Raw genomic sequence first — 14,188 nt, forward strand, 5'->3', positions numbered from 1 at the left:
CCGGATCAGGCGTTTTTCCAGTGCTTGGCAATAAAGCCCTGCACCTCGGCCACGTTGTTGTCGAGCACGGTGTAACGCTCTTCCCGCTCGAACAGGTCCGCCATATGGGCGGGCAGTTGGGGCTTAACGCTCAGGCCGGATTCAGCGATCGCGTCCGGGAACTTGGCCGGGTGAGCCGTCCCCAGGGTAATCATCGGCACCGCCGGATCCCGGCGGCAGTTACGGGCCGCGCGCACGCCGATGGCGGTGTGCGGGTCCAGCAGGTACTCGTTACGCTGGTAGATCTCGCGGATGGTGTCGCAGGTGGTCTTGTCGTCCACCGCATCGCTGTCGAACAGTTTCCGGGCGTGCTTCCAGCGGTAGTCCTCGATGCTGACCGGACCCTTGGCGGCGTTTTCTAGCAGGGCTTTGACCGCGGCACCGTCCCGACCGTGCAGGTCAAACAGCAGGCGTTCGAAGTTGCTGGACACCATGATGTCCATGCTCGGCGACAGAGTGTGCTCGAGCTGGTGCTGCTCGTATTTATTGCCGCTCATGAATCGGTGCAGGATGTCGTTGCGGTTGGTGGCAATCACCAGTTGGCTGATGGGCAGGCCCATTTTCCGGGCCAGATAGCCGGCGAAAATATCGCCGAAATTGCCCGTGGGAACGGAGAACGCCATGCTGCGATCCGGCCCGCCCAGCGCCAGGGAGGCCTGAAAGTAGTAAACGATCTGGGCCATGATCCGGGCCCAGTTGATGGAATTCACCGCCGCCAACTGGGTTTTGCCGCCCAGGAAGCCCTGGTTGCCAAAGCTCTCCTTGACCATGCGCTGACAGTCGTCAAAGTTGCCCTTCACCGCGATGTTGTGGATGTTGTCTCCCATCACCGTGGTCATCTGGCGTCGCTGGACCTCCGATACCCGCTGATACGGGTGCAGGATGAAAATGTCCACGTGCTCGCAACGACGACAGCCTTCGATGGCCGCCGAGCCGGTATCGCCGGAGGTGGCGCCCATGATCACCACGTGCTGGTTGCGCTTCTCCAGCACATAGTCCAGCAAGCGGCCGAGCAGCTGCAGGGCAAAGTCCTTGAACGCCAGGGTCGGGCCGCGGAACAGTTCCAGCACCCACTCGTTGCTGTCCAGCTGGACCAGCGGCGCGACCGCATCGTGGCTGAACACCTTGTAAGTGTCGTGGAGCATGGTGCGGAAATCGTCGGCCGGAATGGCGTCCTCCACAAACGGGTACATGACGTTAAAGGCCAGGTCCGCATACGGCAGCCCGCGCCAGCTGCGAATCTCTTCCAGGCTGAAATGCGGCAGGGATTCGGGCACGTACAGGCCGCCGTCGGTGGCCAGGCCGGTCAGAAGAACGTCTTCAAAGCCCAGGGCCGGGGCGTCACCCCGAGTGCTGATGTATCTCACGTCGTTACCTGTCAGTTGAAGTTTTCAGCGCGAATGCGGACGACTTTGCCATCGATCTCGCTCAGGGCTTCCATATCCTCCATGGCGAGGTTCATCTGGCGCTCCTGAACGGTGTGAGTGAGGATGATCACCGGAATCCGGCCATCTTTGAACTCGGATTCCTTCTGCATGATCGACTCGATGTTGATGCCGTGTTCGCTCAGGATGGCGGCAATCTTGGCCAGCACCCCGGGGTGATCAAAGGCCTGGATACGCAGGTAGTAGGCGGACTGCACATCGTCCATGGGCAGCACCGGCAGGTCTTCCATGGACTCCGGCCGGAAGCCAAGATACGGAATGCGCATCTGGCTGTTGATGCTGACCACCCGGGCCACGTCAACGATGTCGGCAATGACGGCAGAGGCGGTGGCTTCGTCACCGGCGCCGGGACCGTAGTACATGGTCTGGCCAACGGCGTCGCCGTCCACCAGGATGGCATTGAGCACGCCGTCCACCTGGGCAATCAGGTGGCTCTGGGGCACCAGCGTCGGGTGCACCCGCAGCTCGATGCCCTCGTCCCGGCGCCGGGCGATACCCAAGTGCTTGACCCGGTAGCCCAGCAGCTCAGCGTGGGCGATGTCGTAGGGTGTGATGGCAGAAATGCCTTCGGTGTAGGCTTTCTCGAACTGAAGCGGCACGCCGAAACCGGAGGATGCAAGGATGGTCAGCTTGTGGGCGGCATCAATGCCTTCTACGTCAAAGGTCGGGTCCGCCTCGGCGTAGCCCAGGGCCTGAGCTTCCTTCAGCACTTCCCCGAACTCCCGGCCGGCACGCATCTCGGTGAGGATGTAGTTGCCGGTGCCGTTGATGATGCCGGCGATCCAGTCGATCCGGTTGGCGGCCATGCCTTCACGAACCGCTTTGATCACCGGGATGCCGCCGGCGACGCCGGCCTCGTAGGCCACCACAACGCCGGCCTTTTCCGCCGCCTCGAAGATCTCATTGCCGTGTACCGCGATCAGCGCCTTGTTGGCGGTGACCACGTGCTTGCCCTGGGCAATCGCGGCCAACACCAGCTCCTTGGCGGCGTCGTAACCGCCAATGAGCTCAACCACTATGTCGATGTCCGGATCGTTGATGACGTCATAAATGTCGGTACTGAACGGCACATCCCCCAGGTCCAGATCGTCCCGATGGCGGCGACTGGCCACCCGGGCAATGCGGATGTTGCAGCCGGCACGGCCGGCAATCAGCCCGGCGTTGCGCGTCAACACAGTGAATGTACCGCCGCCGACGGTTCCCAGTCCGCAGATTCCGACACTGACGTCTTTCAAACTCTCACCTCTGATTCCAATGGGTGCTGGTGGATGGTCCGATGTGGCCGCCTAGTATACCGATTCAGCAGCGCCGTAATAAGTCCCGGATCACAGGAGGCCAAGGCCCCGGGCCAGGGTTTTGGCGGGCACGTAGCCCCGGATCATATTGCCATCCTCCAGGATGATGGCCGGCGTACCGGTGACGCCGACTTTTCCGCCAAGCTCATACTGGGCGCGCACCGGGTTCTCGCAGGTGGCGGAGGGCACGTCCTTGCCATCTTTGGCGCGGGTCATCGCGGCGCGGGAATCGTCGGCGCACCAGACGGACACGTACTTGAAGAACGATGGCGTATCCGGGCCAGAGCGCGGGAAAGCGTAATAGTGCACGGTGATGCCGTAATCGTTGATCTGCTTGATTTCGTGGTGCAGCTTCCGGCAGTAAGGGCAGTCAATGTCGGTAAACACGCTGATTTCCGCTTTCTGCTCGCCGTTGGCCGGGAACGTGATCGCGGCGTCGGTGCCGTAATCGTCGAGCAGTTGCTTGCGCTGGTCCGCACGCGCCTGCTCGGAAACGTTGGCAATACCCGAATCGGTGATCTTGAGCAGGTCACCGGTGAGCAGGTACTGGCCATCGGCGGTGGTGTAGATGATTTCACCGGCGCGGCTGCGTACCTCATAGAGAGCGTCGGTCTCGGTCGGCCGGACCGATTCAACCTGAAACTGCGGCACGGCATCCGCCAGACGTTTGGCGATCCGGTCCTCAACCTCTCCGGCGCTTGCCGGCGCGGCCAGGGCACACAACAGACAGACAGCGGCCAGGACGGCCGCCACAGTGGCGTGTTTGATAGGGGTGGTCTGGGTCATGAAGGACTTCCGTTCGGTAAGTGAAGCCGGGGCACGGGCCCGGCGATACATCAGGTGTTCGCGCAACGCATCAGGGTACACCGGCGATGTTACGATCCGACATCCGTCGCGGATGGAAGTTCAGCAGGATATCACAAGCTCGCCGACCGGCGAGCAGTGCGGGTCAACCTCGGGGATGGTGGGCCTGATGCAGGCTCTGCAGGCGCTGCCGGGCAACGTGGGTATAGATCTGGGTGGTGGAGAGATCGGCGTGCCCCAACAGCATCTGCACCACCCGCAGGTCCGCCCCGTGATTGAGCAGATGGGTGGCGAACGCGTGCCGAAGGGTATGGGGCGACAGCGGCTTGGCGATACCGGCCCGATTAGCGTACTGGCGGATGCGGTGCCAGAAGGTCTGGCGGGTCATGGCGGTGGCGCGGTTGCCAGGGAACAGGGCGTCGCTGGCCTGCCCTTTGAGCAACACGGCCCGGCCCTCTTTCATATAGCGGAGCAACCAATCGACCGCCTCCTCGCCCAGGGGCACCAGACGCTCCTTGTTGCCCTTGCCCACAATGCGAATCACACCCTGGCGCAGGTTCACCTGGTCCACTCTCAGGCCGGTGAGCTCGGACACTCGCAGCCCACAACCATACAACACCTCCAGCATCGCGCGGTCCCGCAGTTCCAGCGGGATAGACGGGTCGGGCGCGGCCAGCAGATCGTCAACCTCGGCTTCGGTGAGCGCATCCGGCAGCCGACGGGGCAGACTCGGGCTGTCGATCCGCAGAGTCGGGTCTTCTGCGATCAGGTTTTCCCGCTTGAGATACCGGTAAAAACGGCGAACACCGGACAGACGGCGGGCGGCCGTTGAGGTTTTCACCCCTTGCGTAAACCCGTGGGACAGCCAGGCTAGCAGCTCCATGCGCCCGGCACCGGTGAGCGTGGGCTCGCCGGGACGTTGAGCCAACCAGCCGGACAGTCGGGCCAGGTCGCCCCGATAGGCTGAGCGGGTCTGCTCGCTCAAACCATCCTCCAGCCAGAGCGCATCGAGGAAACGGGACAGAACCGCTTCATCCTCGGGACGGAGGGTCACTGGCCGGCCACCGGTTCGTCACCGACAAAAAAGGCAGCCCTCAGGCTGCCTCTTTCAGACCAGATCGACACCGGTCGATCAGCCCAGCTTTTCCTTGATGCGAGCCGCCTTGCCGGACAGGTCGCGCAGGTAGTAGAGCTTGGCCTGGCGAACGTCACCGCGACGCTTCACGCTGACGCTATCGATCAACTTGGAGAAGGTCTGGAACGTACGTTCAACGCCCACACCGTAGGAGATCTTGCGCACGGTGAAGGAGGAGTTCATGCCCCGGTTACGCTTGCCGATAACCACGCCCTCGAACGCCTGAAGACGCTCGCGGTTGCCTTCGGTAACACGTACCTGAACGACCACGGTGTCACCCGGCGCGAACGCGGGGATTTCCTTGGTCATCTGTTCTGCTTCGATCTGACTGATGATGTTGTTCTTGCCGCTCATCGTAATGCTCCTGATACCCAATCTTTCTGTGTTCCGGTCAACCGGAGACACCCGGTTCGTTCAAAATTTCTTCCAGCAGCTCCCGCTCTTCGTCCGACAGAGCCCGATGTTCGAGCAAGTCTGGACGTCGCGCCCGGGTACGCCTCAGCGCCTCTTTCAAACGCCAGCGCCGAATCTGTTCGTGGTGGCCACCCAAAAGCACTTCCGGCACCGCCTGACCTTCGTAAACCTCGGGCCGGGTATAGTGCGGGCAGTCCAGCAAACCATCCGCGAACGAATCCTGCTCGGCGGACTGGGCATGGCCCAGCGCGCCCGGGATGAGCCGCGTGACCGCATCCACGACGGCCATCGCCGCCAGCTCGCCGCCGGACAGGACAAAATCGCCCAGCGACACCTCCCGATCCACTTCCGTCGCGATCAGGCGCTCATCGACGCCTTCGTACCGACCCGACACCAGGATCAGGTGTCCGGCCTCCGCCAGCGACTCCACGACCTCCTGGGTCAACGGCTCGCCCTGGGGCGAGAGGTAGACCACACAGGCCTTACCCGGTGACGCTTCCCTTGCGGCGTGGATGGCGTCCCGCAGCGGCTGGATTTTCATCAGCATGCCCGGGCCGCCGCCGTAGGGCCGGTCGTCCACGGTGCGATGGCGATCGTGCGTGTAATCCCGCGGATTCCAGCACTCGAACGTCAGCAGACCCTCACGAACCGCCCGGCCGGTAATACCAAACTCGGTCACCGCCCGGAACATGTCGGGAAACAGACTGACTGCGCCAATCCACACCCGTCAGAACTCCGGGTCCCAGTCCACCACCAGCTTGCCTGCAGCCAGATCCACCGACTGGACCACCTGGTCCGGCAGATACGGGATCAACCGCTCCCGCTGATCAATAGACTGTTCCGTGGCGCGCACAACGAGCACGTCGTTAGCGCCGGTCTCCAGCATGTGATGCACCCTGCCGAGGCACTCACCGTCCGGCGTAAACACCGCCAGACCCTCAAGCTGGAACCAGTAGTACTCCCCTTCCGGCAACTCCGGCAGGGCGCGGGTCGGCACCAGGATGTCCGCGCCCGCGTAGGTGCGGGCAACGTCGCGATCATCGATACCCTTGAGCCTGACGACGATCCCCTGGCCTTGCCGGCGACCTTCCTCAACCTTGACCGGGATACGCTGCCCGTTGAGCGAGAGCGTCCAGTCCGGGTACTCCAGAATGCCTTCCCTGGGGTCTGTGTAGGAGTAGATTTTCAGCCACCCCTTGACCCCGAACACCGAGGTTATCTGGCCAATCACAGTTTCCTGCGACGTTGCTGTCATGCCATGAACCCCGGGTGTTGCGTAATTCAGCCGGCCGCCTTCAGCAGCTGGGCAACGCGATCAGACGCCTGGGCGCCGTTCTGCAGCCAGAAGTTGACGCGGTCACGATCAACGCGCAGACGCTCTTCCTGGCCACGGGCGATCGGGTTGAAGAAACCAACACGCTCAATGAAACGACCGTCACGGGCGTTACGGCTGTCAGTGACTGTCAGATGGTAGAACGGGCGCTTCTTGGAGCCGCCGCGAGCCAAACGGATTGTTACCATTTCGACCAATATCCTGTTCTGTTGTACGAACTTTGTACGATTCGCGCCGCCATACACCGGATGGCGCGAAGACCCATACTCGAAAGGGGCGCTATTCTATGCCAAAACCGCGCCGAAGAAAACAGCAAAACCGGAGCTTTGTCCGTTTTCCCCATACGGCTTTTTACATACGCCCGAACGGAGGCACGCCGCCACCACCAGGTGGCATCATGCCACCCATTCCCCGCATCATGTTGGCCATACCGCCTTTCTTGCCAAACTTCTTCATCATCTTGGACATCTGCTTGTGCTGCTTGAGCAGACGGTTCACATCCTGGATCTGGGTGCCGGAGCCGGCCGCGATGCGACGCTTGCGGGAGTTATTGATCACATCCGGGTAGCGACGCTCTTTCGACGTCATCGAGCAGATAATCGCTTCCATCTGCCCCAGGGACTTGTCGTTGACCTGTTTCTGGGCCATCTGCGCCATCTGCCCCATACCCGGCAGCTTGTCCAGCAGGCCAGCGATCCCGCCCATATTTTTCATCTGCTGAAGCTGATCGCGGAAATCCTCAAGATCAAAGCTCTTGCCCTTCTTGATCTTCTTGGTGAGTTTTTCCGCCTTCTTTTGATCCAGCTTGCGCTCGGCTTCCTCGATCAGGGACAGCACATCGCCCATGCCCAGAATGCGGGACGCCACCCGGTCCGGGTAGAACGGCTCCAGCGCGTCAGTTTTCTCACCAACACCGAGGAACTTGATGGGTTTGCCGGTGATGTGCCGCACAGACAGCGCGGCACCGCCCCGGGCATCGCCGTCGGTCTTGGTGAGCACCACGCCGGTCAGCGGCAGGGCATCGTTGAACGCCTTGGCGGTGTTGGCGGCGTCCTGACCGGTCATCGCATCGACGACAAACAGGGTTTCCACCGGCTTGACGGCGTTATGCAGCCGGCCGATTTCACCCATCATCTGCTCGTCCACGTGCAGGCGGCCGGCGGTGTCCAGAATCACCACATCCAGATGCTTGCGTCGGGCCGCGTCGATGGCGCCTTCGGCAATAGCCACCGGGTCCTGATCCGCCGAGCTCGGGAAGAACTCAACGCCCACGTCTGCCGCCAGGGTCTCCAGTTGCTTGATCGCCGCGGGACGGTAGATGTCAGCACTGACCACCATCACCGACTTTTTCTCCCGTTCTTTCAGGAAGCGGGACAACTTGGCGACGGTCGTTGTCTTACCGGCGCCCTGCAGGCCCGCCATCATGATCACTGCCGGCGGCTGGGCAGCCAGGTTCAGCGACGAATTCGCCTTGCCCATCACCCGCTCCAGCTCCTGCTGGACAACCTTGACGAACACCTGGCCCGGGGTCAGGCTGCGCTGCACCTCCTGGCCCACGGCCCGGGCGCGCACGCCCTCCACGAAATCCTTCACCACCGGCAAGGCAACGTCCGCCTCGAGCAGCGCCATGCGCACCTCGCGCAGAGTTTCCTTGATGTTGTCGTCGGTCAGCCTCGCTTGGCCGGTGATCTTGCGCAAGCTGCCGGATAGCCGGTCCTGGAGATTCTCAAACATGCGTACCTTCCGTACTCCGGGAATACTCTGAGTGCCAATCAGGAAGCCGCGTGGCTCCTTGATTCCTGTTGCATAATCGCGACATTATACCCAGACTAACGCCCTGAAACGACCAACCTGGCCAAATCGACCGCACTTCCGGCCCACAGCCTCGTCGTGGCGACCGCCAGGCACGACCTGGACGGCAGGGGCACCGCCCGATCGCGTTCAGGACCGTTCGGACCCAGACCATTTACGCCCAGGACACGTCAGGATAATGATGGGAACGCTGATCCTCGCGGTCACCTCTCTGCTCTTTTACAGCGTTGGCACCGCACTGCATGCGCTCCATTTCCGTCGCCGCCTCGAGGCCAACCAGGCCATCACCACCCTGATCGGCGTGCTGGCGCTGATCGCCCACGGTCTGCTGATTTTCAAAACGGTGTTCCAGGATGGCAACATCGACCTGAGCTTTTTCAAAAGCGCAATGGTGATCTCCTGGATCATTCTGCTGCTCTTGCTCGCCCTGAATCTCAAGAAGCCACTGCAGAGTCTGTTTCTGGCGGTTTACCCGCTGGCCATACTGACCATCGTGCTGGCGCTGATTACCCATACGCCGTCGCGGCTGGTATCGGAGCAGAGCTACGGCATGCTGGCCCACGTCTCGCTCTCGGTCACCGCCTACAGCCTGTTCAGTCTCGCCGGCCTTCAAGCCATTTTGCTGTACCTGCAGAACCGCCAACTCAAGCACAACTATAACAGCCTGCTGGTGCGCAACCTGCCGCCGCTGCAAACCATGGAATCCGTGCTGTTCGAACTGGTCTGGGCCGGCGTATTCCTGCTGGTGCTGGCCATTAGCACCGGAGCGCTGTTCGTCAAAGACCTGTTCGCCCAGGACCTGGCCCACAAAACCGTCTTCTCGCTGCTGTCGCTGGCCGTATTCGTAGGGCTGCTGATCGGCCGATACACCCGGGGCTGGCGCGGCCTCACCGCCAGCCGCTGGACCCTGGTCGGATGCGTACTGCTGATGATTGCCTTTTACGGCACCAAGTTCGTGCTGGAACTGCTCTTCCATCGGGGCGGCTGAACCGCCCTTGACACCCGGCCCAGCCCGGCCCTATGTTCCCCATTCGTCCGCGATATAAGGATTGCCCCGTTGAACGAAACATCGCTGAGCGCGCTGTTTACTGTCCTGGTCCTGCTGATTCTCCTGTCCGCTTTCTTCTCCAGTTCCGAGACCGGCATGATGTCCCTGAACCGGTATCGGCTGAAGCATCTGGCCAAAACTGGCCATAAGGGTGCTCGCCGGGCCCAGGGCCTGCTCCAGCGGACGGACCAGTTGATCGGCGTGATCCTGATCGGCAACAACTTCGTGAACATCCTGGCGTCCTCCATCGCCACCGTGATTGCCATCCGGCTGTGGGGCGATGCCGGCATTGCCATCGCCACCGTCCTCCTTACCATCGTCATCCTGATTTTTGCCGAGGTCACGCCCAAAAGCCTCGCCGCCCTGTTCCCTGAAAAAGTCGCGTTCCCGGCCAGCCACGTTCTCGGCCCGTTGCTGAAAGTGATGTACCCGGTGGTGTGGGCCGTCAACCTGTTCACCGGCGCCATCCTCAAGGTCCTCAAGGTCTCCCCCGAGGACGCCGCCAGTGACCACCTGAGCCGGGAGGAACTGCGCACCCTGGTGAACGAAGCCGGCGCCCTGATCCCCTCCAAGCACAAGGACATGCTGGTGGGCATCCTGGACCTGGAAAAGGTCACCGTTAACGACATCATGGTGCCCCGAAACGACGTCGTGGGCATCGACCTGGACGACGACGTGGACACCATCCTGCGCCAGCTCCGCAGCAGCCAGCATACCCGGCTGCCCATTTTCCGGGGCGACATCAACAACATCCAGGGTGTGCTCCATTTACGCAGCGCGGCGCGCTTGCTGCAGCAGGAAGAGGTCAACAAGGCGATGATCATGCAGCTGTGCCAGGAGCCCTACTTCGTGCCCGAGAGCACGCCCCTGAACACACAGCTGATCAACTTCCAGAAGGGCCGGCGTCGCTTCGGTATTGTGGTGGACGAGTATGGCGATGTATTGGGCCTGGCCACGCTGGAGGACATCCTCGAAGAGATCGTCGGCGAGTTCACCACCGATTACGCCGCCACCAGCCCGGACATCATTCCCCAGGACGACGGCACCTACATTATCGATGGCACGGCGGCGGTTCGAACCATCAACAAGACCCTGGGGTGGAAGCTGCCCACCGATGGCCCGAAGACCCTGAACGGCCTTATCACCGAGGCCCTGGAAAACATTCCGGACACCAACGTATGCCTGAAAGTCGGCGGCCACCGTGTCGAGGTTCTGCAAATCAAGGATAATGTGGTCAAGGCGGCCATCGTCCACCCCCGAAAACGCAAGAAAAAGGCGGCCCCTGAGCGCAGATAGGCGCACAGCGGGGAATGCCCGAAAAGACTCCCGCGTGAGCATTTATTCATGTTACCTTGGCTGAAAATGGGTTAAATTTAACCAATAAAAAGGAAAGCAGCGCTCGGTTATGTATCCGGTTACGGCAGAGACAGGAGACCGCCATGAACAAGCAGTCCGGCATACATTACCTTCACGGGCACAAGGACGCGGCCAACAGCCTGCCGGTGCCCGCTGAGGTTACCCGCATCCGGGACACGGTGGTGGCCGGGCTCAGCGACCTTTTGCAGGGCGCTTTTGACGCCGTTGATGATTCGCTGTTTGAGCTGGCCAACAACGCCCGCTCCAACAATGAACAGAACCGCTATTTTGAGGCCATGCGGGAGATCCGCATCAAGCGTAAGGGTGTGGAGCGCCAGTTCCAGACCGAAGTTGCCCGCCTGTTCGCACAACCTCCTGTACCTGGGCAGCCCCGGGAAGAGGTCGCCGGCGGCAATCCGGACACCCTGTCTCTGGTGGGCAACGACGACCTTGAAGAACAGGTCGCCCTGAACGCCATGATCACCAAGGCCCGCGCTCACTTCCAGGGCCCGTTGATTCAGCTACAGGCCCGCTTCAGCCAGGTGTATCCGGGCGCCAGCGACGAGGCCCCCGTTAATCCCCTCGCACCTGATGCCCTGTGCCGGGCCTTTACCGACGCCATCCAGACCCTTGAGATCCAGATTCGCGAACGGCTTATCCTGTTGAAGCAGTTCGACCGCTACGTGGTCTCCAACCTGGGCATGCTGCTGGACGAGGCCAACCGCATCCTGATCCAGGCCGGCGTCATTCCGAATTTCCGCTACCACGGCAAGGCGTCGGCAAGCCGGGAAAGCAGCTCCAGCACTTCAGCCACGGGCGCCCAAACCGCGCAGGCCTCGGCAACCGATGCCGATTCCCGGGGCGATAACAGCGCCATTTTCGAACAGATCCATCAACTGCTTGCCCGGCAGCGAGCCAATGCCGGACTGCCGCCGCGCCAGGCCGACCCTGCGTTGCAAGTGATTGGCGACCGGGAACTGCTGAGCCTGCTGGCCAACCTGCCGGCGCCGGCGCCAGCAGCCGGCAACCTCAGTGACGGCGAACCGTTAGTGGTGGACCTGTCCGCGCTGGTCCAGCAGGTTCTGGCCCAGGCGCCGGCACCCAAAGGTAAGACGCCGGCCCTGAGGGAGGTCGACGAGGACCTGATTAACCTCGTGTCCATGCTGTTCGAGTTCATCCTGGACGACTACAACCTGTCGCCGCCGGTGCAGGTTCTGATCAGCCGCCTGCAGATCCCCATCCTCAAGGTGGTGATCAAGGACCGCAGTTTTTTCAGCAAATCCGCCCACCCGGCCCGCAAGCTCCTGAACAATTTGGCCCGCGCGGGTATCGGCTGGAGCAAGAGCGACGATCAGGCCCGGGACAAACTCTACGCCCGCATCCACGGCATCGTGCAGCGCATACTGGAAGAGTTCGACGGAGATGTGTCCCTGTTCGAAACCCTCAACGAGGAGTTTGAACAGTACCTGGCCCGGGAAACCCGCAAAGCCTCGCTGGTTGAGCAGCGCACCCGGGAATCCGAGCGGGGCCGCATCAAATCCCAGAAAGCGCAGGAAACCGTCGACCGGCTGCTGCGGGAGAAACTCGCCCGCCACCCGCTGCCGGAGCCGGTGCGGGACATCCTCCTGAATGGCTGGAGCCGGGTCCTGTTCCTGGCTTACCTCCGGGACGACGTGGAACATCGCTGGCAGGAAGCCACCCGGGTGGTCGACGACCTGATCTGGTGCCTGCACCCGCACCAGGAGGACGACGAGCGGGACCAGTGGGTTCGGGTGGTGCCGGGCCTGCTGAAAACCCTGCGGGCCGGCCTGGAGGAAGTGTCCTACAACGCTGCCAAGCTCGATGACATGATGGGCGAGGTCAAACATGAACTCGCCGAAGCCTTCCGGGCCCGACCGAACCAGGAAGTCCCTGCGCAGCCGGCATCGGCTGACGCCAGCCCGTCTGAGCCGGCGCTGGCCCGGGAGCCGGAGGACGCCGCCGTGGCCGAGTACATTGCCCAGATCGACACCCTGGAAATCGGTGATTGGGTCGAGTTCCGCCTTGTTAACGGCGCGAGTTTCCGGTGCAAGCTGTCCGCCGTCATTGAAGAGGCGGACTGCTTCGTGTTCGTGAACCGCATGGGGCTGAAGGTAATCGAGAAAACCCGCCTGGAACTGGCCCATGAGATGCGCCGCGGCCGGCTGACCCTGCTGGAACAGGGCGCGCTGATCGACCGGGCGCTGGACGCCGTGGTCGGCTCGTTGCGCACCAAGACCGCCTGAGCGTGAATGACTGAAACGGCACACTCTCCGGGCCTGCCTGCACCCTACCGCCTGATACTGGCACTGTCCTCGGCCGTGGCTATCCACCTTGTGGCGTTGTCCCTGTGGTCGTACACGCCGCCGGAGCAAGCGCCCCAGTCCCGGCTGACGGTAGCGCTGGTATCACCGCCGGCGGCACCGTCCCAGCCGGAACCGGCCCACGCCTCCACGGCGGTGCCGGCGCGCACCACCGAGCCCGCCAAAACGCAACCACCCAAAGCCCAGCCCGAGCAGGTGCACGTACCGGCACCCAACGCAACGTTCACCAAGGACCATTCACCGGCGGAAGCCGCCAACGCCCCACAGCCGGCACTCGGCTCGGCCTCGCAGGCGCCGCCTGCCCCGAGCACCCGGCGCGCGCCCCGGGCATCGGACGTGAACAGCGCAGCCGAGGCAACGCAGATTGCAGCCGAGCCCGCGCCGGAAAGTACCGCATCACCGGCGGAGGCGGCCACACCGGTCAATGGCGCGCCGGACGATCTCACCCGGATCACACACGCCCCCGCCGAACAGGATGACTATCTGGTGTCACTGGCCGCGCACCTGGCCCGACAATTGAAATCGTTGCACGCACCAGCGGTGGAGGATCTCAAAGCCCCGAGGCGAATGACCGTGGTGTTGAGACTGATGGAGAATGGCACCCTGACCCGGGCCATCGTTGGCGAGTCAACGGGGCTGCCTGCCCTGGACCGGGCGGTCTACCGGGCGGCGCTAGCGGCGAGTCCGTATCCGGAGCCGCCGGCAGGCCATAAATCGGAAGGCCGCTTCGAAATCGAACTGGTGTTCTCCCCGAAGCGGTTATAGTGGAAAGACTGGCTCAGGCCTCAGCCGACTTGGACGCGCCCTTGATCATCTTGGCCAGCTCGCCGCTTTCGGCCATTTCCAGCACGATATCGCAGCCGCCCACCAGCTCGCCGTCGATATAAAGCTGCGGGAAGGTCGGCCAGCTTGAGTACACTTTCAAACCCTCGCGCAGCTCCTGGTTCTCCAGGATGTTGACAAAGGCGAACCGCTCGCCGCAGGCCATGACCGCCTGCACGGTGCGGGCAGAGAAGCCACACTGAGGCGCCTGAGGTGTACCCTTCATGTACAGGATGATCGGGTTTTCTTCGAGCTGGCTCTTGATGGTTTCGTTGATATCCATGGACACCTACCTCTTGAAGGAAACGGAGTTGCGGGCCAACCGGAGCCGGCCTGCAACCGG

The 14,188-nt window shown here is 62.4% G+C and carries 14 protein-coding genes; 4 read left to right on the plus strand and 10 right to left on the minus strand.

The genetic code is table 11. The annotated features are described in order from the left end of the window. Positions 1 to 5: 5 nt before the first annotated feature. From thrC to ffh, 9 genes are all read right to left on the minus strand, one after another. A complete protein-coding gene (gene thrC, locus V3388_RS08675; RefSeq protein WP_336367131.1) occupies positions 6 to 1,406 on the minus strand; it encodes a threonine synthase in 1,401 nt (466 codons plus the stop codon). A gap of 11 nt (positions 1,407 to 1,417) precedes the next feature. Then, on the minus strand, positions 1,418 to 2,719 hold the full coding sequence (locus tag V3388_RS08680; RefSeq protein ID WP_336367132.1) for a homoserine dehydrogenase: 1,302 nt from the start codon (positions 2,717 to 2,719) through the stop codon (positions 1,418 to 1,420). Positions 2,720 to 2,809: 90 nt separating this feature from the next. Beyond that, positions 2,810 to 3,565, minus strand: a complete 756-nt coding sequence (locus tag V3388_RS08685; protein WP_336367133.1) for a DsbC family protein — start codon at positions 3,563 to 3,565, stop codon at positions 2,810 to 2,812. A gap of 163 nt (positions 3,566 to 3,728) precedes the next feature. Beyond that, positions 3,729 to 4,637 carry a site-specific tyrosine recombinase XerD gene (xerD, locus tag V3388_RS08690; protein WP_336367134.1) on the minus strand — a complete coding sequence of 303 codons (909 nt, stop codon included), beginning with the start codon at positions 4,635 to 4,637 and terminating at the stop codon, positions 3,729 to 3,731. Positions 4,638 to 4,715: 78 nt separating this feature from the next. After that, positions 4,716 to 5,072, minus strand: a complete 357-nt coding sequence (rplS, locus tag V3388_RS08695; protein WP_273135089.1) for a 50S ribosomal protein L19 — start codon at positions 5,070 to 5,072, stop codon at positions 4,716 to 4,718. Positions 5,073 to 5,109: 37 nt separating this feature from the next. Continuing rightward, on the minus strand, positions 5,110 to 5,856 hold the full coding sequence (gene trmD, locus V3388_RS08700) for a tRNA (guanosine(37)-N1)-methyltransferase TrmD (protein WP_336367135.1): 747 nt from the start codon (positions 5,854 to 5,856) through the stop codon (positions 5,110 to 5,112). A gap of 3 nt (positions 5,857 to 5,859) precedes the next feature. Then, complete coding sequence (rimM, locus tag V3388_RS08705; RefSeq protein ID WP_336367136.1) at positions 5,860 to 6,387, minus strand: ribosome maturation factor RimM; 528 nt, start codon at positions 6,385 to 6,387, stop codon at positions 5,860 to 5,862. A 26-nt stretch (positions 6,388 to 6,413) separates the two neighbouring features. Beyond that, complete coding sequence (rpsP, locus tag V3388_RS08710; RefSeq protein WP_336367137.1) at positions 6,414 to 6,653, minus strand: 30S ribosomal protein S16; 240 nt, start codon at positions 6,651 to 6,653, stop codon at positions 6,414 to 6,416. A 163-nt stretch (positions 6,654 to 6,816) separates the two neighbouring features. Continuing rightward, entirely contained in the window at positions 6,817 to 8,199 is a 1,383-nt protein-coding gene (gene ffh / locus V3388_RS08715; RefSeq protein ID WP_336367138.1) for a signal recognition particle protein, read from the minus strand. 259 nt (positions 8,200 to 8,458) lie between these two features. On the opposite strand from ffh, the gene V3388_RS08720 reads away from it, so the two are divergent. The 4 genes from V3388_RS08720 (at position 8,459) to V3388_RS08735 (ending at position 13,788) form a co-directional block, all read left to right on the plus strand. Continuing rightward, positions 8,459 to 9,265 carry a cytochrome C assembly family protein gene (locus V3388_RS08720; protein WP_336367305.1) on the plus strand — a complete coding sequence of 269 codons (807 nt, stop codon included), beginning with the start codon at positions 8,459 to 8,461 and terminating at the stop codon, positions 9,263 to 9,265. Positions 9,266 to 9,334: 69 nt separating this feature from the next. Continuing rightward, positions 9,335 to 10,621, plus strand: a complete 1,287-nt coding sequence (locus tag V3388_RS08725) for an HlyC/CorC family transporter (RefSeq protein WP_336367139.1) — start codon at positions 9,335 to 9,337, stop codon at positions 10,619 to 10,621. Positions 10,622 to 10,764: 143 nt separating this feature from the next. Beyond that, positions 10,765 to 12,945, plus strand: coding sequence for a DUF1631 domain-containing protein (locus V3388_RS08730; protein ID WP_336367140.1), 2,181 nt, complete (start codon positions 10,765 to 10,767; stop codon positions 12,943 to 12,945). Between the two features lie 6 nt (positions 12,946 to 12,951). Beyond that, on the plus strand, positions 12,952 to 13,788 hold the full coding sequence (locus tag V3388_RS08735; protein ID WP_336367141.1) for a TonB family protein: 837 nt from the start codon (positions 12,952 to 12,954) through the stop codon (positions 13,786 to 13,788). A gap of 13 nt (positions 13,789 to 13,801) precedes the next feature. On the opposite strand, the gene grxD is transcribed toward V3388_RS08735, so the two are convergent. Then, positions 13,802 to 14,128, minus strand: coding sequence for a Grx4 family monothiol glutaredoxin (gene grxD, locus V3388_RS08740; protein WP_336367142.1), 327 nt, complete (start codon positions 14,126 to 14,128; stop codon positions 13,802 to 13,804). Positions 14,129 to 14,188 lie beyond the last annotated feature (60 nt).

Origin of the sequence: Marinobacter sp. C2H3, assembly GCF_037080155.1 — a bacterium.
In the GTDB taxonomy this organism is placed as follows: domain Bacteria; phylum Pseudomonadota; class Gammaproteobacteria; order Pseudomonadales; family Oleiphilaceae; genus Marinobacter.